Source organism: Allobosea sp. GW822-FHT05A11, from assembly GCF_058800455.1.
In genome coordinates this window covers 584,331-605,733 of record NZ_JBXAMI010000002.1, presented here as the reverse complement: position 1 = coordinate 605,733, position 21,403 = coordinate 584,331, and the positions used below count along the sequence as shown (strand labels likewise).

Here is a 21,403-nt window from a genome sequence, read left to right as displayed (position 1 = left end):
GTCAGATCACTCCGTTTCATCTGTTGTCAGGCGGGCGAGCGCTGCGACCGAAACCGGTCGCAGCGGCCAGCGCGGGGGGATTGCGGCCGGCAGTGGCCGGCCATGCAGGGCCGCGATCATCGGGCTGCAGAAACGGCCTTGGCAGGCGCCGAGCCCGAAGCGGCCCATCAGCCGGATTTCGCGAGCGGAAGCGTCCTGCGCCAGAGCCGCAAGGTCGGCATAGCTGCGGCCTTCGCATCGGCAGATCAGCGTCTCGGGGGCGGGCACGACAGGCTCGCTATGGAGCGCCCGGGTGAGGGCGGCCTGGAAGCCGCGCGCCCGGATCAGGCCCCGCTCGTCCGGCCACGCGCGCGGCGCGGCGTGGCCGAGGCGGACGAGTACCTGCGTTGCAGCGCGGCGGCCATCGAGGATCGCGGCATCGGCTCCGAGCGCTTCCCGCCCGTCGCCGGCGAGCAGGACCGGTACGGCCGCGTCGGGATCTGGCAGCGGAATGCCCGTACGGTTCGGCTCGATGCCGTCATGGATCAGCAGATGCCGCACGCGCAGGACGTGCCGCTGATCGCCGACGCGGATGCCGACCTTGAGCGCGTCACCATCCGGCTCCGCCTGCGTGACGGCCGCTCCGCAGCGATAGGGCACGCGGCTCGCAGCGAGCGTCGTCGCATAGGCCGCAGCCTCGCTCATCGGGCCCCATGACAGAGCGAGTCGGGCCAGCGCCGCCGGGGCGTTCCAGGGCCGGCCGCGCTCCAGCACGGCGACGGGCGGATTGCCGGCCTTGGCCAGTTGGGCCGCCAGGGCGGGCAGAAGCGCCCCGCTGCCGGCCACCAGGATCGGGCCTTCCGGAGGGCGGCCGGTTTCCTTGAGCAGCACCTGCGCCCCGCCGGCGCTCATCACGCCGGGCCGTTCCCAGCCGGGGAAAGGACGGATCGCCTCGACGGCGCCGACGGCGATGATCGCCGCGCGAGGGCGGCGCGCGAAGACGCAGGCCGCGCGACGATCGTCGAACAGGAAACGCCCTTCGCTGTCGACCCCGAGAAAGATGGTCTCGGTCCGGGTCTCGATCCGGCCGGCGCAGGCTTGCAGCCGGACCATCAACCCGGCCCAGTTGCGGCGGTGCCGGGCAGGGCGCCAGACATGGCTGTCGTTGCCCGCGGCCGGCTGGCGATGGATGGCGCCGCCGAACTGGTCTCGCTGCTCGATCAGGAGGACGGGCAGCCCGGCTTCCGCGATGGTCGCGGCCGCGCTCGCGCCTGCCGGCCCGGCGCCGACGACGAGGATGGGAGCCTCACGCATGTCGGGCTCCGACAAGGGGCAGCGAGCCGAGCCGGAGGCCCTCGCGCGCCGGCGTCAGGCAGGCCTCGACCGGTGCCGCGCCCATCACGGCGACGACGCAGCCCTGGCAGGCGCCAATTCCGCAGAAGACGCGCCCGCCTGGCGCATTCGATGGCCGGCCGAGATCGGCAAGGCCGGCACGTAGCAGCGCCGCGGCGATCGTCTCGCCCGGCTGGAAGGTTACCGGGCCGCCGTTCCAGAAGAAATGGCTGGTCATGCGTGGACCTCGGCCCGGACCAGGCGTTGCGGCGACAAGGAGGACAAGTCGGCTTCGGGTCTCTCGCCGAGCAGCAGGCGGGCGGCGCTCGCGCCCATGAACGGGCCGAGGCAGATGCCGTCGCCTTCGAAGCCGGTGGCGATGACCACGCCCGGGCGATGCGGATGCGGGCCGACGATCGGCAGGCCGTCGCGGGATGCCGACCTGACGCCGGCGAAGCTGCGCAGGACGCGGCGGGCCGCCAGCGGCGGGTAGAGATCGAGCGCCTCCCGCAGGATCGCCGCGATCGTCGCGGCATCGGTGCTGTGGTCGCTGCGATGGTCCTCGCGGCTGCCCCCGATGAGGAACTGGCCCGTCATCAGCGGGTCGATCACCAGCCCGATATGGCTGTTGTCGCGTACGATGCCGCGTTTCGCCGCGAGATATGAAGCAGCCATCAAATGACCGTCGATGGCCGGGCCGGCAGTTGTCGCTCGATCGGTGACGGCCATCTGGCCCTTCCGCGGGATCAGGATCTCGCCGAGTCCGAGCAGCGGCGCCGAGCCGATGCCCGCTGCAACGAGCACCGCATCGGCCGGAAGGAGTTCGTCGCGGATCAGGACGCCGCAGGCGCGGCCGGCCCGCATGACGATCTCTGAAACGGGCGCGTTGCGGCGGATGTCGACACGGCTCGTCGCCAGCAGGCGCTGCGTGATCTCGTAGCCCAGCGCATGCCCGTCATCGGGAATCTCGAGCGCGGCGCAGACGCTGTCGCCGAGGCCCGGAATGCGCGCGAGAAGCGTCGCACGATCGACCTCGATGACGCGTTCGCCCGCGGCCGCCAGGTCCGCGCCATGCCGGGCGACGAGATCGGCCTCGATGGCCGTGCGGGCGACGAGGAAGGTCGAGCGGCGATGGAACAGGCCGCGAAACAACCCGTCCCGCTCGTGGCGCACGTAGAAGGCGCGCGCATGGCGGGCGAGATCCATCATCGGACCCGGTCGCTTGCTCGCCACCGAGACCGCTCCGTCCGAGGCGCCGGTCGCGCCCGCCGCCGGTCCGGAAGCATCGAGCAGCGTCACCCGCGCCCCTGCGGCGGCGAGGAAATGGGCGGCGGAGGCGCCGACGATCCCCGTGCCGATCACGGCGACATGAAGGGGTGAAGAGGAGGCCATGCAGAAGCGGTTCGTCCCGTAAAGCGATGGCCCGAACCTCGTCGGCTTCACCTATGGGGTCGATCCAAATCATCCGCCTCGACTTGCATCATTGTTTGCAAGTCATCGAAGCCAGGCTGTTGTAGGAGAGGTGACGCACCGGCCGAGGGGGGCGCATGCGCGAAGCCAATCTGACGCTCATCCAGACGTTCTTCATCGTCGCGCGCGACGGCTCGTATTCCGCCGCCGCCCGCAAGCTCGGCATGAGCTACCAATCGGCCGCGAACCATGTGCGTCGGCTCGAGCAGCTGTTGAGCGAACGGCTGGTCGTCTCCGAGCAGGGCGCGAAGACGGTGACCCTGACGCCGCGCGGACGCAGCCTCTACAAGCTCCTGCTGCCTGAGCTCGACACGATGCTGACCCGGCTTGACCGGACGCTTCAGAAGGAGCGGCCGGTGCTGCGCATCGGCTTGCCGCAGGCGATCTTCTTTTATCTGATGCCGCCGATCCTGGCGCAATTCCGCGCTCTTTTCCCGCAGGTCGAGATCATCGCCTTCGAGCGCGATACCGCCCTGCCGGAGATGATCCGCGACGGCAGCCTCGACCTGTGCATTACCGAGCGCTATTTCGGCGACCCCAATGTGCCGCAGCACCTCGTCTGCACGTATCGGCCGGCGCTCGTTTTCCCGCGCGAATGGGGGGCGCCGCCACAAGGAGAGATCAGGCAATGGGTCCAGGGGCGCCCCTTCGTGACCTATGAGCCCGGCCAGCTTCTGCGCAACCTCGCCATCGACTACCTGCAGGCGGGCGATACCGAGATGGAGATCGCGATCTCGACTTCGGGGAGTTCGAGCGTCAAACGCTGCGTCGAGGCAGGTCTCGGCTATGCGATCATCCCCGCCTGGTGCATCGATGGCACCGAGACCACGATTACCGCGATCGATCTGCCGGAACTGCCCGAGATTCCCATTTACTTCGGCGAAGCCAGCTTTCTGGCACGGAACCCGTACGTCGTTGCGCTAAGGCAGCTTTGCGTGGGTTTCACTTCCGTGATGGGATGAAGTCCCTGTCGGCACGCGCCACGAAGCTCTGTCCCCCCATGCGCTCTTTCGAAAATGTCCCGGTCGGCGAGCCCTGCGGATCCGGAGCGGACTGGCCGTTCCTGGCGGCACGCCACCTGCTGAGAGAACCGGCATGGGGCGCGATCTCCGGCATCCTGAAGGATCTTGGCACGCGGGCCGATGTCGATCGGGCCTGGATGTTCGAATATGACGATGGCCTGCTGCGCTTCCACAACACCCATGAATGGTGCCGGGACGGCGTGCGCTCGCATGTCCAGGACCTTCAGGACGCCCCGGTGACCATGATCGGCTGGCTGCATCGCTCCCTGGTGAAGGGCGACGCGGTCATGATCCACGATGTCGAGCGCTTGCCGCGGCTCGCCGGCCCCCTGGCGACCGAGATGCTGCGACAGGACGACAAGAGCGTCCTGAGCGTGCCGGTCTTCGGCAAGGACAGGCTGCGGGCCTGTATCGGCTTCGACATGACGCGGACGCGGCGGACATGGAACGCGAGCGAGGCGGGCTCGCTCGCAGCCTGCGCCGAACTGATCAGCCTGGCGCTCTACAAGGAAACTGCCGAGGGGCTTCCGCCGCCCGAGGCGCAGGCGCGCAGCGTGGGCGCATTTCCGCCGCTGCTCTATCTGCGCCGAGGCGGCGAGGTTCGGGGTGTCGCGCCGGGCGAGATTCTCGGCCTGCGCTCGGCCAGGGACTATACGCAGGTCTGGTTGATCGGGGGCTCCGTCATGCTCGATGCCCGCCCATTGGGCTTGTGGACCGCGCTCCTGCCCGCGGCCGACTTCCTGCGCATTCACCGCACCGCGATCGTCAACCTGAAGCATGTCGGCAAGATCGGACCGGCAGGCGCGGGCAATGGCAAGTGGACGGTGCAGCTGCGCGCCAGCGAGGCGGTCTGGAGCGTCTCGCGCCCTTACCGGCAGGCTCTCCGGGAACGCCTTGGCATCTGATTCGCGGCAGGTTCGGGGCAAACGGTTTCAGGGCATCCTGCCGGCGCGGCGGTAAGGCCGGATTAATCCTCGTGCGAAATGGCATGTCGATTCGTCGGCACCAGCCGGCAATCGGTCGAAACGGGCTTGCCAGCCTGGGCTTCGGTTGCCTCCATTCGCGGCCTCTCCGGCATCGGACGAGCGTTTCGAGGGGGTACCGTGATGCGCAGGAGCTTCGGTCTCTCGTCGCGCTGGCTGTCCTGTTCCGTCTCCGGCCTGGCATTGGTGACGGCTGCCGACCTGCTTGCCGGCATGCCGGCGCTCGCCCAGAGCTGTCCTTCAGGCGCCGTCATCTGCATCGACAACTCGGGAGCCGGCGGGCGCGACGGGAAATCGGCCGGAAACCACAATGACAACGGCGAGAACGGGCAGTCGGGGCGCGATATCACGGCCCAGATTCCGTCACTCGGAGTGGCTTCGACCATTCCCGGTCAAGGCGGCGTCCTGCTGCGCAGTAATGGTGGCAAGGGCGGCGAGAGCTCGGACCGCCACAACCATTGGGGCGGCAATGGCGGCGACGGAGGCGCGATCACAGTCATCGCACGCCCGACGTCGCAGATGCCCTCCGGCCCATTCTTCAGCCAGCTCGGGCCGGGACTGACGCTGGTCTCGCTCGGCGGCAATGGCGGGGCGACGAGCATCGTCACCGGCGGTCACAGCTATGGCCAGGCGGGTCATGGCGGAAAGCTGACGACGGATCTGACTCTCTCCAACGCGACCGTCACGGGGCATTTCCTGTGGGCGACCACCGCGGGCGGCTCGGCTTTCGACGCGGCGGCGCGGCGTGCTGCGGTCAACGAGAAGGCCGGCGATGGCGGGCGCGGCGGCGACATCGCCTCGAAGATCTCGGCCGGGACGATCACGGTTCAGGGGCCGAGCATGGTCGGAGCCGCGATCGGACTTGCCTCGAGCGGCGGCAATGGTGGCGGCGGTCGCGGCAACAGCGTCAATCCCAACTATGATGGCGAATCGGGCCTTGGCGGCGCCGGCGGGCGGATCGACCTGACCTTCAGCGGCGTGCTGACGACGGCGACCGGCGGCATCGCAGCCAGCAGCATCGGCGGGCATGGCGGCTCCGGGCTGCCGGCGGGGGCGTTGAGCTCCGGCAGTGCCGGTGGCGCCGGCGGCCGGGGCGGCGACATCAACATCATCCTGCGCGGTACGGCTTCGCATATCACGGCGACGGGAGACGGCACCTTCGGCGTCCGTACCACGAGCATCGGCGGCAACGGCGGCGATGGCAGCAAGGGGCATATCGCGGGGCCGGAAGGCTATGACGGCGGCAATGGCGGCGGCACCGGCCGGATCACCATCTCGAACGCGATCGGCATCACCACGATCGGCCGCGACAGCTATGGCATCGGCGCCTTCGCCACAGGCGGGAAGGGCGGTGCCGGCGGTAACGACCACGGCGTGATCTGGTCGAGCGGCGGCAGTGGTGGCAGCGGCGGCAGCGATGCCGCGATCAGCATCACCAATGCGGGCGCGATCAGCGCCGGCGGCGACGCGCCGGAGAACAGCGAGAACGCCAGGGGCATTGTCGCGCGCAGCATCGGCGGCGGCGGTGCCACCGGCGGCAGCACGCAGGGCGGCTTCGTCTCTGCGGGAGGTAGCGGCGGCAATGCCGGCGATGGCGGCCTGGTCACGGTGACGAACACGCGCTCCGGCAGCATCGCCACCCATGGCGCCTTCGGCACGGGGATCGACGCGATGTCGATCGGCGGCGGCGGTGGCGATGCCGGCATCGCGCGCGCCATCAGCGTCGGGCCGCTCGGCGTCAGCCTCGGCGGAAGCGGTGGTGGTGGCCGTTCGGGCGGTGCCGTCTCGGTCGGCAATAGCGGCGTGGTCGCGACCTTCGGCGCCAATGCCACCGGCATCAGCGTCAAGAGCATCGGTGGCGGCGGCGGCAGTGGCGGCGCCGCGAACCTGATCGCGATCGGGGTCGGGCTCAATGTCGGCGTCAATATCGGCGGGAGTGGCGGCAGCGGCGGCAATGGCGGCACCGCCAGCCTCGTCAACGAGGGCGAGGTTACGACGGCCGGCGCACAGAGCATCGGCGCGACCGTACAGAGCATCGGCGGCGGTGGCGGTAATGGCGGTTCGGTCTGGACGAAGCAACTCACCGTGGGCGTGCCGATCAGCGGCAGCCCGACAGGGCCTGCGGCCGCCGCGCTGAGCGTCGCGGTCGGCGGCGCCGGCGGCAGTGGCGGGACCGGCGGCAGCGTCGACGCCCAGCAATTGGGCGCGATCAGGACGGCAGGCGCCGGCGCGCATGGCCTCGTCGCCCAAAGCATCGGCGGTGGCGGCGGCATCGGCGGCTCAACCGCCACGCAGAGCCTGACCCTGCTCGCCGCCTCGCAATTCACCACTGGCGTCGCCGTTGGCGGAGCGGGCGGCATCGGCGGCGTCGGCGGCGCGGTCAACGTCCTGAACAGAGGCACGATCGCGACCGGTGGCGACAATGCTCGGGGCATCATCGCGCAAAGCATCGGTGGGAGCGGCGGTGTCGGCGGCAGCGCGCTAGCCGAGGTCAGCGGCGCGCAGATCGTGCCCCTGCCGGAAGGAACGCCGCAGGCTGCGCCGACGACGTTCGGCGTCGCGACCTCGGTTGGCGGGCATGGCGGTCTCGGCGCTGTCGGTGGCAGCGTCGTCCTCACCAATGAGGGGACGATCACCAGCACGGGCATCGCCGCGGCCGGCATCTATGCCCAGAGCGTGGGCGGCGGTGGCGGGGCGGGCGGAAGTTCCCAGGGCAAGACCAGCCCGTCGCAGCGCGGGACCAGCGCGATCACGATCGGCGGCACCGGCGGCAGCGGCAATCACGGCGGCTCGGTCACGATCGCCAATCGCGGCACCGTCTCGACGGCCGGCGAGATGTCCTATGGAATCTTCGCACAGAGCATCGGTGGCGGCGGCGGCGATGGCGGCAATGCGGAGCGGCTCACCGGCAATTCGTTGGCATCCGCGATCGGCGGAGACATCAGCGCACTCTTCCGCCTGATCAGCACATTGCGCGCGGTCTCGGCAGATAAATGGGTGACGAGCCAGTTCACACCCTCCTTCACCAGCAATGTGACGGTCGGCGGCAATGGCGGTAGCGGCAGCCATGGCGGCACGGTCGCGATCGACAATGCCGGAACGTTGCGGACCACGGGAACCGGCGCGCATGCGATCGTCGCGCAGAGCATCGGTGGTGGCGGCGGCAATGGCGGCAGCGCCGATTCCCATGCGATCAGCACGCTGACGACGACCCTGGTCGATGCGCTCGGGACGCTCGCTGCCGCCGGCGCGAATTTCCGGCAATTTCCCGAGACCTTCGGCCTCAACCTCAATCTCGGCGGGCGCGGCGGCGGCTCCAGCGATGGCGGCGCGGTCAAGGTCGCCAATAGCGGAACGGTCGAGACGGGCGGCGCCGGAGCAGCCGGCATCTTCGCCCAGAGCATCGGCGGTGGCGGTGGCAACGGCGGCAGCGTCGGCCGCAGCGTCGAGGACATCGCCAAGGATCTGTTCTCCGACGCCAACATGCGCACGACCGTTCTGCGCGCGCTGCTCGACGCGGTTCCGCTCCTGCAGGCGCAAGGCGGGGCGAGCCTTTCCTTCAATGTTGGCGGCGCCGGCGGCAGCGGCGGCAATGCCGGCCATGTCGAGATCGCCAATACCGGCCAGATCACGACCCATGGCGATCAGGCGCCGGCCATCTTCGCCCAGACGGTCGGCGGCGGCGGCGGCAATGCCGGCAGCAGCCATACGGTGCTCGGCAACCAGTCCTTCAATATCGGCCTGAACATCGGCCGAGGCGGCGGAGCCGGCGGCCATGGCGGTGGGGGACTACGCGTCGCCGATGATCCGACCGACTATGCGGTCGTGATCGAGAACCGCGGGCGGATCAGCACCTTCGGCGTGGATTCACCCGGCATCCTCGCCCAGAGCGTCGGTGGCGGTGGAGGACGCAGTGCGTCCCGCTTCGGTGGCGGCGCCGGCGTCGGCAACATGCCGATCTCGCTCAGCGGTGCGACCAAGGTCGGAGCCTTCGGCGCGAACGGGCACGGCGGCAATGTCTTCGTCCGGTCGACTGGCCGAATCGAAACCTCGGGCCTGCTGTCGCACGCGATCATGGCCCAGAGCATCGGCGGCGGCGGCGGCGCGGCGAGCCTGGTGTTCGACCGCCCCGCCTCCGGCTCGCACGACATCACGCTTGGGGCGGAAACTGGACGCGGCAAGGCCGATGGCGGCAAGGTCAGGGTCGCCGTCGACGGCCTGATCAGGACCTCCGGCGACCTCGCCTTCGGCGTTCTCGCCCAGAGCGTCGGCGCCGGCGGCGGCTATGTCGCAACGGCGGCCACGCAGGGCGCGCTCGCCTTTCCGATGACGCTCACCCTCAATGCCACCCGCGGCGTGCAGGGCTGGGGGCAGGACATCGCCGTCGCCCTGGGCAAGGACGGCGATCTCACGACCACGGGCAAGGCGGCGCATGGCATCGTCGCCCAGAGCGTCGGTGCCGGCGGCGGCATGGCCGCGCTGACGACGCAGCCGGGCCTTGTCACCCTCAATCCGGTCTCCCTCTTCGGTTCGGTGACCTATGGCGATGGCGGCGCGGTCGGCGTCAGGATCGACGGATCGGTCGAGACCTATGGCCAGGGCGCCATCGGCATCCTGGCGCAGAGCATCGGCGGGGGCGGCGGCATCGCCGGCGACCTCTCGTCGATCTCCTACGATACCGGGCTGGTCCGGTCCGCGCCCGGCAACGTCCAGGGCGCAGGTGGCAATGGCGGTGCGGTGAAGGTCGCTGTCGGGGACAATGGCTGGGTCGCGAGCTTTGGTGCTCGCGCACCTGCCATCGTGGCGATGAGCCTCGGCGGCGGCGCTGTCTTCAAGGATGGCGGCATCCTGCTCGAGGCGAACCAGGGCAGTTGGGGGACCAACACAAAGGGCGGCAAGGTCGAGATCACGGTCGGGCGCGATGCCGTCGTGCATGCTGGCGGGGCAGGGGCGCCGGCCATCGTCGCCGTCAGCATGAGCGCCAGCCCCGACGTGAACAATCGCTCGACGCCGATCGCGATCAGCATCGCGCCCGGTGCGCATGTCACCAGCGAGCGGGATGCCGCGATCCTCGCGATCAGCGAGTTCTACACGCGCGTCGACAATGCCGGCGTGATCAGTGGCAAGGTCGCCGGGCGCTCGACGAATGGCGGCCTGTCAATCAGCAACAGCGGGACCATGATCGGTGATATCCTCACCACCGGGGACCCCTTCAACAGCGACATCGACAACCGGCCCGGCGGCGTCCTTGCGATGGGCGCGCAATATCAGACACGGCTGTACAACTCCGGGACGATCAATCCGGGCGGTGCGGTGGCACATGGCGGAAGCATCGCCACGACGCGGATCGCGAGCGTCTTCGAACAGAGCCCGGGCGGAATCTATCAGGCCGACGTCGATTTCGGCGCCGGCACCGCCGACATGATCTCCGTAGCAAGCTCGGGCACGGCGCCGTCACTGGCCGGCCAGCTTGAACCGCAGCTCCAGAAGCCCCGGCCGGGCGTCTCGCTGCAGGTCGCGCATTTCGACGATCGGCCGACCGGCGCCTTCGCGATCAAGAGCGGGACGACCGCCTATAGCTACCGGATGCTTCAAAGCCCGGACGGGCGCGACCTTTTCCTGACGGTCGACGGCCATTTCGGGCTCGCCAATGGCGGCCTGAGCGCTGACCGGTCGCGCGTCGCGAAGCACATCCAGGCGCTGTGGGACAGCGGCGACATGCGGGCAGGCCCATTGTTCGATGCTTTCACGAGCGTCGAGTCGCTCGCGCATCACGGCAGCGTCGTCGATGCGATCGCCAATGATGGGGTCGGCGCGCGGTCCGCCAACCAGATCAACGAATCGTTCGCCTTCTTCAACCGGCTGATGAGCTGTCCGGCCTTCACGGGGCCCGGTGCGGCGCTCTCCGAAAGCGATTGCAACTGGGCGCGGGTCGGCTCGAACTGGATGCGCCGCGGCAGCAGCGCCAGCGATAGCGGCTTTCGGATCAGGCAGACCACGTTGAGCCTCGGGGCGCAGCGAGAGTTCGCACCCGGTTGGTTTCTCGGCGGTGCGGCGAGCTATGGCTTCGGGCGGACCAGCACGGCGGCGGGCTCGACGAGCGACAATGACAGCTTCATCGGTGGTCTCACGCTGAAGCGCCAGCTCGGCCCCTGGCAGTTCGCCGCGGCGGTGCAGATCGGCCGCGACATGGCGAAGACGTCGCGCCGGGCGCCGGGAGGCATCGCCACGAGCGAGCCGCAGCTCGATTTCGGCGGCGGCCGCCTGCGCGCCGCCTACCAGATGGATTTCGGCAGCTGGTACGCCAAGCCCTTCGTTGATCTCGATCTCAACTACACGGTGCAGCGCGGCCATCGCGAAAGCGGGGCCGGCTGGTTCGATCTCGCGGTGCATCGCAGCGACCGTTTCACCGTCATGGCGACACCGAGCCTGGAGATCGGCGCGCGCCACGACCTCAACGGCATGACGTTGCGCTCCTATCTCTCGGCGGGCGTGAGCATCCTGCCGACCAGCGACTGGACCTCGAAGCTGCATCTCGCCGCCTTCGACGCAGCCCCCTTCACCCTCGTGACAGGGCTGCCGAAGACCTATGGCAACGTCTCGGCCGGCCTGGAACTGGTCACCGCGAAAGGCTTCGAACTCCGCGCCGAATACACGGCGCGTGCCGCCAGCCGCTATCTCGACCAGTCGGCGACCCTGCGCGCGGCCTACCGGTTCTAGACCCTGTACCCGGCGACACATCGGAATGACACGGAGCGATCATGACATTCATCGGCAAGGCGGGCGTCGCATTGGCGGCGCTCCATATCCTGACGGCAACGGCCGGTGCGCAAACCAAGGACCTCGCGCTGCGCGATGCCGTCTCGATGGCGGCCACGGCGATGTTCCTGAATTCCGGTGCGCCCGGCCTGATCGTTGCGGTCGTCCAGGGTGACGAGACCGAGATCGTTGGGGTCGGCGAGACCGCACCGGGCAGCAAGGTCGAGCCGGACGGGCGCTCGATCCTGCGCCTCGGCTCGATCTCGAAAGTGCTCACCGGCGATCTCCTGGCCGACATGGCGGCACAAGGCCGCGTCGGCCTGAGCGATCCGTTCTCCCGCTACGCGCCGCCCGGAAGCAGCGTGAAATCCTTCGGCGGCGAACCCTTCACCTTGCTGGATCTCGCGACGCATTCGGCGGGACTGCCGCGCGAGTTGCGTGATCCGGCCGTCACGGGCGAAGGCAACCCGTTTGCCGCCTACAGGGCCGATTACTACTGGAGCTGGATGCGGCAGAACGCGCCGGCTTACGCACCGGGCACAACCGCGATCTACTCAAATGTCGGCTTCGGGCTGCTCGGCGAGGCTCTCGCCCAGGCCGGCGGCAAATCCTTCCCCGACCTGCTGCGCGACAGGATCACCGCGCCGCTCGGCATGGCCGATACGGTCGCCCGGCTTTCGGAAGCGCAGAAGCCGCGCGTGATGACGGGGCTCGACCTGTTCGGCAATCCCGACCCGAACTGGGAGGCGACCCCGATCATGGCGGCCAGCGGTGGGCTTTACTCGACGGCCGATGACATGGCGCGCTGGATGCGCTGGCACCTTTCAGGCGAGGCTCAGGCGACGATGGCGCTGGCCCATGCGCTCTGGCGCCCGCATGACGGCTTGCGCCGCGCTGTCGGGGTCGAGGTCACGGATTCGGAAGGCATGGGGCTGGGCTGGGTCGTCAGCCGCGCCCGCGACGGCGTGCCGCTGCTGCTCGGGAAGAGCGGCGGGCTCGGCGGATTCATGACCTATGTCGTGCTCGCCCCCAATCGCAAGCTCGGGATCTTCGTGGCGGCAAGCCGCGTCAATTTCGCGATGTTCGAGGGTATCCGGCAATCGGTCCGAAATCTCGCAGCGGAACTGGCGCCAGTGGGCTCCCAGGCGCCGGCTCGCTGAAGGTATCTCTGCGGCCCGCATCGTTCCCGCATTCGCGCCAGCCGCTGTCGGCTCAGCTGATCCCGAGCAGGCGGATCAGGCCGAGGCTGATGATCGCCAGGATGATCAGCGAAAGGGTGACTGCGGTGGTGACGCGTCCGCCGGCCCTGGCAACGACACGGACATCGACTCCCAGGCCCAGAGCCGCCATCGAAACGATGGTCAGGACGGTTGCGATGTGGGAGATCGGGCCGAGCGCGGCCTCCGGGATGAAGCCATGCGTGCGCAGGGCTGCCATCGCCAGGAAGGCGATGATGAACCACGGGACCAGCTTGTTGAAGGCGATGCGCTGCCGCGTGGCGCTGTTCCCGACCGCGCCTGCCGGAGCCGTCCCGGTCGCGTCGTCCTGCAGCCTGTGCCGCAGCAGCGACAGCACCAGGACGACAGGCCCGAGCATGAGGACACGGACGAGCTTGACGAGCGTCCCGATCTGGACGCTGGCGGTGGCGACAGGCGCGGTCGCGGCCAGCACCTGCGGGACGGCATAAACCGTCAGCCCGGCCAGGACGCCGTACTGAGTTTCGGACAGCCTGAGCAGCGGGACGAGCAGGGGCAGGCCGAGCACGACCAGGACGCCCAGCACCGCGGTGAAAGCAATGGAGGCGGCAACGTCCTTGCCGTCAGCGCCGATGACCGGTGCGACCGCGGCGATGGCGGAGTTGCCGCAGATCGAATTGCCGCAGGCGACGAGGACCGCCATGCGCTTCGGCAGGCCGAGCGTCCGCCCGATCAGGAAGCTGAAGGCGAGGGTTAGCGCCACCACCACTGCGATGCCGGCGATCAATGCCGGCCCGGCGGCGACGATCATCGCAGCGTTCAAGGACGCGCCGAGCAGGACGATGGCAATCTCCAGGACGGTTTTCGCCGAGAATGCGATCCCGGCGCGCCAGGTGTCCGAGGGCGTCCAGACGGACCGGACAGCGGCGCCGATCAGGATTGCCAGCACCAGGGCCTCGAGCCAGGCCCGGCCCGTGGTCGCAGCCTCGACGTGCTCCAGCGCGAAGGCGATCGCGCTGATGCCGACGCAAAGGCCCAGGCCGGGCAGGATTCGTCCCGCTCCCCGCGATATCGAACCGGGAGACAGGGGCAAAGGATTGGAAGAACGCATGGTAGCCATAGGGAAATTGTCCTCTCCACTGACCTAGCCGGAGAAGAATTCAGCTGTCCATTGCATTATTCCGACCGTTTCGTTTCATCGGATCGAACGATGGGCGCTCGGCGATGTCAGCCGCTTCTTTGGAATAGCCTGTCGGCCATGGGCGCGCGGCCGCATGGCGACGTTCGAGGCCTCTTTCGAGGGCTCCCTGCGTTCAGGCCCATAAGATTCCGGCCGTCATCCGCTCTCCCACGTCATGCGACCCTCCGGCTCCGGCACTTGAAATCAGAACAATTCAAGTATCTCGTAGGCCAGCTCGTCGGTGCCGTCGCGCCGGCAAGTGGAATCGGCTCGCCAGCGGGCGGAGGATCGGACGTGAAGACAGGCCTGTCCCGCAGAAGCTTTCTCAAGGCTGGCGCAGCCGGCGTTGCCATCAAGGTTTCGCTGCTGCCGTCGCCCACGCAAGCGGAGCTGATCGAGACCCCGCCGCGTCCCGGCGCCGATTGGCTCGCTGCCGGTGGCAAGCCAAAATACCGCCTCGACGCGATTGCCAAGGTGACCGGCGGCAAGACCTTCTCGCGCGACTATCGGGCCCGCGACCTCGCAGGCTGGCCGACAGAGCAGGCGCACGCCTTCACGCTCAAGGCGACGCGGGTCGATCGCGTCTTCGACGGCATCGATCTCGGCCTGCTCGGCGAGGAGCTGAAGCCCGACCGGCTCGTCCTGCATGAGGATCTCGTTGCCGATGGCGTCGCGATTCCCGTGCCGGGCTTCTATGGCGACGTCTTCTTCGTTCCCAAGGGCCAGACGGCCCGGCTGCTCGGCCAGCCCGTCGCCATGCTCATCTATCACGACTTCGCCCGCTACGACGCGGCCAAGCGCAAGCTGCGCTTCAACGACAAGGTCGTGCGCTACGGTCCCGAGGGCGCCTCGACGACGCCGGGGCCTTACGGCGCGGCGCGCTATGTCCGGATCGATGGCGGCAATCCTGATGCCGATGATCGCTATTCCGCGCTCAAGGAGACGACGATCCGCGCCGGCTTCAAGGGCGAGGAGCCGCAATGGCCGGCCCCCGGCGACGGTGATGCGATGGCGCGCGGCATGGCGGCAGCAGCCGAGATCGAGCGCGAGATCGCCGCTGCCGGCGATGACGCGCTGGTGCTGCGGCGTTCCTTCACCAGCCAGTCCGCCGATGCCTCGGCCATGGAAGCCGATAACGGCAATGTCTGGTACGACCGCGCCAGCGGCCTGCTGCACGCGCTGATCGCCACCCAGTCGCCCTATGAGGTGGCGGAGATGGCGGCTCACATGGTCTCGAAGTCGACATTCCCGCTGAAAAGCATCGACCTCAAGATCGGCTACACCGTCGGCTACGGCACCAAGGACCACGCGATTTTCCCGTATTACTGCGTGCTCGCCGGGCTTTATGGCGACGGCCGCCCGGTCAGGCTCGCCAACGACCGCTACGAACAGTTCCAGACCGCGCTGAAGCGCCATGCCTTCCAGATGGAGAAGGTCATGGTCATCGACCGCAAGAGCGGCCGGTTCCGGGCGATGACCGGGCGCTACCGCACCGATGGCGGCGGGCGCGAGAACTTCTCGGTCTCGGTCGGAACGGTCGGCGCGACGGCGGCGCAGTCGATCTATTACCTGCCGAAGAGCGATTTCTCGGCGACGATCGTCTCGTCGCGCGCGGTCGATGCCGGTTCGATGCGCGGCTACGGCACGCTCCAGACGATGGCGGCGACCGAGATGATGGTCGATGAAGCCGCCGAGGCGCTCGGCCTCGACCCGATGGAGTTCCGGCGCCGCAACGCGCTGAAGGCGGGGATGAAGAACTCGCAGGGCGCGATCCCCTCCGGCGCCATGCGCCATGGCGAGATCCTCGACCGCGCGCAGCAGCACCCGCTCTGGGCGAACAGGCAGACGCGCAAGGCAGCCTTCGAGGCCGCCAATCCCGGCAAGAAATACGGCGTCGGCTACGGCCATGTGCACAAGGATTACGGCACCGGCGCGGAAGCCGCGCTCTGCGCGCTCGAATTCGATGCGGCCGGGCGATTGAAGCTCTCCCATGTCGCGCATGAGATCGGCACGGGCGCCACGACCTCGCAGGCGGTGATGGCCGCCGGCCTGCTCGGCCGCCAGCCCGATGAAACCGAGTTCGGCAAGGTGCGCTGGCCGCAGATGCCGCTGGAGACCACCGACGAGCCCTACACGCTCTCCCAGGAGGAAGAGGACAAGCGCAAGGCCAATCCGCGCTGGACGCCGAGCTTCACCTCGCCGATGAGCGCCTCCAACAGCGTCTATTATCTCGGCCATGCGACGCGCGAGGCCGCCCGGGTGCTGGTCGATCTCGCGATCTGGCCGGCGGCGCGCTCGCTCTGGTCGCGCGGCATCGGCGGCGGCCAGATGGCGCCGGAGGCGGTGCGCCGCGAGGACCTGCGCATCGTCGATGGCAGGGTCACGGCCGCCGCGATGCAGCCGCTCGCCTTCGCCGAGATCGCGGCGGAAGCGCACCGGCTAGGCCTCGTCACCGGCGTCACCGTGCACAGCTTCAACCGCTGGCAATGGGCCGAAGCGGAATTCGACCTGCCCGATACCGGAAAGCGCCGCTTCGCCATCGACGCCCTCGCCGTGAAATATGGCGAGGGCGCCCCGGCCGCGCGCAAGGCGCTCATGACGCTCGAAGGCTGGCATTTCGTCGAGCGTGCTGCGGTCTTCTACCCGCCGGCGCAGCGCAACAATGCCGGCGTCACCTATTACGCGCCGATGGCGACGCTGGCCGAGATCGTGGTCGATACCGGCAGCGGCGAGATCAGCCTGCTCTCGCATCACTCGATCCTCGAATGCGGCAACCAGATCGTGCCGGAGCTGGTCTCGGGCCAGATCCAGGGCGGCATCGCCATGGGCATCGGCCACGCGCTGAAGGAGTATCTGCCGCTCCATGAGGACGGACCGGGCGACGGCACCTGGAACTGGAACCGCTATGAATTGCCGGTCTCGAAGGACGTCGCCGTCTGGTCGCAGACTGCGGAGGTGCTGCCGCCGCTCTCGGACACCGATCCGCCCAAGGGCATGGCCGAGGTGGTGATGATCGCGGTCGTTCCGGCGATCGCGAACGCCGTCGCCCATGCCATCGGCAAGCGCTTCTACAGCCTGCCGATCACATCCGAGAAGATCCGGGAGGCGCTGGCATGACCATCGCGATGAAGCCGCTCTCCCTCACCATCAACGACAAGCCCGTCGGACCGATCGACGTGCCCGAGACGATGATGATGCAGGATTTCCTCTTCGAGTATCTCGACCTCACCGGCTCGCGCATGGGCTGCGGCCAGGGCATCTGTCACGCCTGCACGGTGGTGCTGGAGAAGCCGGATGGCTCGCTCGAGGAAATGCGCACCTGCATCACCGGCGCGCACTGGTTCGCCGGCCGCAAGGTCAGGACGGTGGAAGGGCAAGCCAAACGCGACGCCAGCGGAACCATCACCGCGCTTTCGCCGGTCCAGCAGGCCTTCATCGAGCACTTCTCGTTCCAGTGCGGCTATTGCACGCCGGGCTTCGTCACCGGCGCGACGGTGCTGCTCGACCAGTTGAAGCGCAATCCGGTCAAGCGCGAGGCGCTGGAGCAGGTGATCAGCGAGGCGCTCGACCGCCATATCTGCCGCTGCACCGGCTATGTCCGCTATTTCGAGGCCGTGCGCGACCTCGTCCTCAAGACTCCCGGCTTGGTGAAGGCGTAGTGCGCATGGCGAGGAAGCTGCTTCTGGCGGTTCTGACGATCGCCGTCCTCGGGGTGCTTGCGGCGGGTGCCGTCTTCCTCGGCCTGTTCGAACGCAGTGTCGTGGCCAAGGATATCGAGCAGCCGCTCTCGGCCGAGCAGATGAAGACGCTCGCCAAGCGCGGCGCCTATGTCGCCGTCGCCGCCGATTGCTATGCCTGCCACGTCACCAAGGGCGGCGCGCCCTGGGCAGGCGGTCTGCCGTTCGAGACACCGTTCGGGACGATCTATTCGACCAATATCTCACCCGACAAGGAGCACGGCATCGGCGCCTGGACGCGGGCCGAGTTTCATCGCGCGGTGCGCGACGGCGTCGGCAAGCAGGGCCATCTCTACCCGGCCATGCCTTATGCTTCCTATCGCAAGCTGACGGCCGAGGACGTCGACGCGGTCTATGCCTTCCTGATGAGCCGTGAGCCGATGAAGGTGGCGAACAAGGCCAATCATCTGCCCTTTCCCTTCAACATCCGGCAGGGTCTGGCCTTCTGGAACCTGGTCAACCTCTCCTCCGACACCAAGACGGAGGTCGCCGGCCGCTCGGCTCAATGGAATCGCGGCCGCTATCTGACCGACGCGCTCGCCCATTGCGGCGAATGCCATACGCCGCGCAACCTCACGATGGGGATGAAGGACAACGCCTATCTGCAAGGCGCGGAACTCGAAGGCGTCGTCGCGCCCGATATCACCAAGGCCGGGCTGACGCGGATGGGCTTCGACCCGCTGGTGTTCGCGAGCTTCATGAAATCGGGCATCTCGGCGCAAGGCGCGATGACCAACCAGATGTTCGAGGTCGTCCATTTCTCGACCCAGTATTTCACCGCCGACGACCTCGCTGCGATGTCGGCCTATCTCTTCGATCTCGACAAGTTGCCGACGCAGGCGACCCCGCCGGCGCCGCCAACTCCCGTCACGGTCTCGGCTGAGACCGCGGCCTCGGCGCGCGCCAGCTATCTCGCCGTCTGCGCCAGTTGCCATGGCGGCGAGGGGCAGGGCATCCCGCATGTCGTGGTGCCGCTCGCGACCAATGCCTCGCTGCGCCTGGCGGATGCGCGCAACCTCAACAAGGTCATCCTCTCCGGCATTCCTGCCCAACGCTTCCCGGGGCTTGAGCGCATGCAGCCTATGCCCGGCTTTGCCGCGCATCTCACCGACCAGCAGGTCGCCGATCTCTCCAACTGGCTGCGCGCAAGCTGGGGCGGCCAGCAACCGACTGTCACGGCGGAGGAGGTCCGCAAGCAGCGTTGACGGGGAAGGGCGATCGGCAGCATCGCTTCGGTATCTGCCCACCAAGGTATCTGTCTACCGAGGGCGGCGAATGCATTCCCCGTTCTCCCGGGTTGCGCCCGGCAGCGGCTGTGTTCTCCCGCGGGACCTGCTAGGGGAAGGATATTCTCCGTGTTAGCCGGCAGGGTCTCATGCAGTTTTCTCCCAATTTCGACGAGCGGATCGATCGCCGCGGCACCCATTCGGCCAAATGGGACAAGATGGAAACCGTCTATGGCGTGCCGGCCGATGGCGGCATCGCGATGTGGGTGGCGGATATGGACTTCCGCCCGCCGGCCTGCGTCCAGACCGCGCTCGATGGCATGAACGCCCATGGCATCTACGGCTATTTTGGCGATGACCGGGCCTATCTCGCGGCGATCCGCTGGTGGATGTCGAACCGGCACGGCTGGGAGGTCGAGCCGGCCTCGATCTTCACCACGCATGGCCTCGTCAACGGCACGGCGCTCTGCGTCGAGGCCTATACCAAGCCCGGCGACGGCGTCGTGCTGATGACGCCGGTCTATCACGCCTTCGCGCGCATCGTGACTTCGTCCGGGCGGCGCGTCGTCGAATGCCCGCTGGCGCTGGAGGAAGGACGCTACGTCCTCGACATCGCCGCCTGGGATGCCGCGATGACCGGCACCGAGCGCATGCTCATCCTCTGCTCGCCGCATAATCCGGGCGGGCGCGTCTGGACGCGGGATGAATTGCGGGCGATCGCCGATTTCTGCAAGCGCCACGACCTCATCCTCGTCTCGGACGAGATCCACCACGATCTGGTCATGCCCGGCCAGAAGCACATGGTGATGCCGGTCGCGGCGCCCGAGATCATGGACCGCCTGGTCATGATGACGGCGACGACCAAGACCTTCAACATCGCCGGCGCCCATATCGGCAACGTCATCATCCCCGACGAGCGGCTGCGCGACCTGTTCCGCGGGCGCATGGAAGCACTCGGCATCTCCCCGAATTCCTTCGGCATGGCGATGGCGACCGCGGCCTACAGCCCGGAGGGCGCCGCCTGGGTCGATGCCCTCAACCTCTATCTCGACGGCAACCGCCGTATCTTCGACACCGGGATCAACGCGATTCCGGGCGTGCGCTCGATGCCGCTCGAGTCGACCTATCTCGCCTGGGCGGATTTCTCGGGAACGGGGATGGATACGGCCGAGGTCACGGCGCGCGTCGAGAAGCAGGCGAAGATCGCCATCAATCACGGCCCGACCTTCGGCAAGGGCGGCGAGAGCTTCCTGCGCTTCAACCTCGCGACGCCGCGCGATGTGGTCACGGAGGCGGTCGAGCGCCTGAAGCTCGCCTTCGCCGACCTGCAATAAGACGGAACGGCAAGCTTCCGGAAGGAAAGGCCCGTGCTGCCGATTGACGGAAGCCGGGCCGCGTGGAACATCGTCGGCACTACCGTAATATGGGGATGGAACAATGAAGTTGACCTTGGCGCTTGCCGCTGCTGCCGTTTGCGCCGTTTCGGTGTCGGCCGAAGCGCAGACCCTGAAGACCATTCAGTCGCGTGGCGTCCTGAACTGCGGGACCGGTGCGAATCTCGCCGGCTTCGCGGTGCCGGACGCGAATGGCGTCCTGACCGGCATCAATGCCGATTATTGCCGGGCGCTGGCCGCGGCCGTCTTCGGCGACAAGTCCAAGGTGAAGTTCATCCAGCTCCCCTCGAAGGACCGGATCACCGCGCTCCAGTCGGGCGAGACCGATCTCATCGCCGCCACCACAACCTGGACCATGAGCCGCGACACCACGCTCGGCCAGAACTTCCGCGCGACCTACTACTATGACGGCCAGGGCTTCATGGTGAAGAAGTCGCTGAACATCAAATCGGCGAAGGAGCTCAGCGGCGCCTCGATCTGCATCCAGCAGGGCACCACGACCGAGCTCAACACCGCGGACTATTTCCGCAAGAACAACATGAAGTTCGAGCCGGTGACCTTCGCCACCAACAACGAGGCGACCGAGGCCTATGAGAGCGGCCGCTGCGACGCCTTCACCACGGACGCGTCCGGCCTCTATGCCGAGCGCATGCGCTTCAAGGCCCCGGCCGATCACATCGTGCTGCCGGAGACGATCTCGAAGGAGCCGCTGGGTTACGTCACCCGCCACGGCGACGACCAGTGGTTCGACATCGTCACCTGGGTCCATTTCGCCCAGGTCACGGCCGAGGAGCTCGGCGTGACCCAGGCGAATGTCGACGAGATGCGCGAGAAGTCCGACAACCCGGAGATCAAGCGCCTGCTCGGCAAGGAAGGCACCTTCGGCGAGGCGCTCGGCCTCAAGAACGACTGGGCCTATAACGCCATCAAGGCGACCGGCAATTACGGCGAGATGTTCGAGCGCAATCTCGGCCAGGGCTCGCTCCTCAAGATCGCGCGCGGCCAGAATGCGCTCTGGACCAATGGCGGCCTGCAATACGCGGCGCCGATCCGCTGATCACGACGCGGTCCGGTTGATGGAATAAGGAAAGGCCCGGCTGCGACGAGCAGCCGGGCCTTTCTGCA

The 21,403-nt window shown here is 68.1% G+C and carries 13 protein-coding genes; 9 read left to right on the top strand and 4 right to left on the bottom strand.

The window, feature by feature from the left end; all coding sequences use genetic code 11:
• Positions 1-6: 6 nt before the first annotated feature.
• From AC1RLU_RS08100 to AC1RLU_RS08090, 3 genes are read right to left on the bottom strand one after another with little or no spacing between them, the layout of a single operon-like run.
• Positions 7-1,293, bottom strand: coding sequence for an FAD-dependent oxidoreductase (locus tag AC1RLU_RS08100; protein ID WP_492794900.1), 1,287 nt, complete (start codon positions 1,291-1,293; stop codon positions 7-9).
• Positions 1,286-1,549, bottom strand: a complete 264-nt coding sequence (locus AC1RLU_RS08095; RefSeq protein WP_492794899.1) for a 2Fe-2S iron-sulfur cluster-binding protein — start codon at positions 1,547-1,549, stop codon at positions 1,286-1,288. Before AC1RLU_RS08095 ends, AC1RLU_RS08100 begins: the two co-directional genes overlap by 8 nt.
• Entirely contained in the window at positions 1,546-2,703 is a 1,158-nt protein-coding gene (locus AC1RLU_RS08090) for an NAD(P)/FAD-dependent oxidoreductase (protein ID WP_492794897.1), read from the bottom strand. Before AC1RLU_RS08090 ends, AC1RLU_RS08095 begins: the two co-directional genes overlap by 4 nt.
• A 155-nt stretch (positions 2,704-2,858) precedes the next feature.
• Between AC1RLU_RS08090 and AC1RLU_RS08085 the strand changes: the two genes are divergently transcribed.
• The 4 genes from AC1RLU_RS08085 to ampH all read left to right on the top strand — a co-directional run bounded on the left by AC1RLU_RS08085 (position 2,859) and on the right by ampH (position 12,705).
• The gene (locus AC1RLU_RS08085) at positions 2,859-3,743 is read left to right on the top strand and encodes a LysR family transcriptional regulator (RefSeq protein ID WP_091855491.1); all 885 of its coding nucleotides are present in this window, start codon (positions 2,859-2,861) and stop codon (positions 3,741-3,743) included.
• 38 nt (positions 3,744-3,781) lie between these two features.
• The gene (locus tag AC1RLU_RS08080) at positions 3,782-4,708 is read left to right on the top strand and encodes a GAF domain-containing DNA-binding protein (RefSeq protein ID WP_492794895.1); all 927 of its coding nucleotides are present in this window, start codon (positions 3,782-3,784) and stop codon (positions 4,706-4,708) included.
• Between the two features lie 201 nt (positions 4,709-4,909).
• Positions 4,910-11,506, top strand: a complete 6,597-nt coding sequence (locus AC1RLU_RS08075) for a hypothetical protein (RefSeq protein WP_492794894.1) — start codon at positions 4,910-4,912, stop codon at positions 11,504-11,506.
• Positions 11,507-11,547: 41 nt separating this feature from the next.
• Entirely contained in the window at positions 11,548-12,705 is a 1,158-nt protein-coding gene (gene ampH / locus AC1RLU_RS08070) for a D-alanyl-D-alanine-carboxypeptidase/endopeptidase AmpH (protein ID WP_492794893.1), read from the top strand.
• A 52-nt stretch (positions 12,706-12,757) separates the two neighbouring features.
• On the opposite strand, the gene AC1RLU_RS08065 is transcribed toward ampH, so the two are convergent.
• Positions 12,758-13,861 carry a YeiH family protein gene (locus AC1RLU_RS08065; protein WP_492794892.1) on the bottom strand — a complete coding sequence of 368 codons (1,104 nt, stop codon included), beginning with the start codon at positions 13,859-13,861 and terminating at the stop codon, positions 12,758-12,760.
• Between the two features lie 354 nt (positions 13,862-14,215).
• Here AC1RLU_RS08065 and AC1RLU_RS08060 point away from each other — a divergent pair, with 354 nt between their 5' ends.
• The 5 genes from AC1RLU_RS08060 to AC1RLU_RS08040 all read left to right on the top strand — a co-directional run bounded on the left by AC1RLU_RS08060 (position 14,216) and on the right by AC1RLU_RS08040 (position 21,335).
• A complete protein-coding gene (locus AC1RLU_RS08060; RefSeq protein WP_492794890.1) occupies positions 14,216-17,038 on the top strand; it encodes a xanthine dehydrogenase family protein molybdopterin-binding subunit in 2,823 nt (940 codons plus the stop codon).
• The gene (locus tag AC1RLU_RS08055) at positions 17,035-17,580 is read left to right on the top strand and encodes a (2Fe-2S)-binding protein (protein WP_492794889.1); all 546 of its coding nucleotides are present in this window, start codon (positions 17,035-17,037) and stop codon (positions 17,578-17,580) included. Before AC1RLU_RS08060 ends, AC1RLU_RS08055 begins: the two co-directional genes overlap by 4 nt.
• Positions 17,581-17,585: 5 nt before the next feature.
• Positions 17,586-18,863, top strand: a complete 1,278-nt coding sequence (locus AC1RLU_RS08050) for a cytochrome c (RefSeq protein WP_492794888.1) — start codon at positions 17,586-17,588, stop codon at positions 18,861-18,863.
• A gap of 170 nt (positions 18,864-19,033) precedes the next feature.
• Entirely contained in the window at positions 19,034-20,218 is a 1,185-nt protein-coding gene (locus AC1RLU_RS08045; protein ID WP_492794887.1) for a MalY/PatB family protein, read from the top strand.
• Between the two features lie 103 nt (positions 20,219-20,321).
• Positions 20,322-21,335, top strand: coding sequence for an amino acid ABC transporter substrate-binding protein (locus tag AC1RLU_RS08040; RefSeq protein ID WP_061963901.1), 1,014 nt, complete (start codon positions 20,322-20,324; stop codon positions 21,333-21,335).
• Positions 21,336-21,403: the final 68 nt, after the last annotated feature.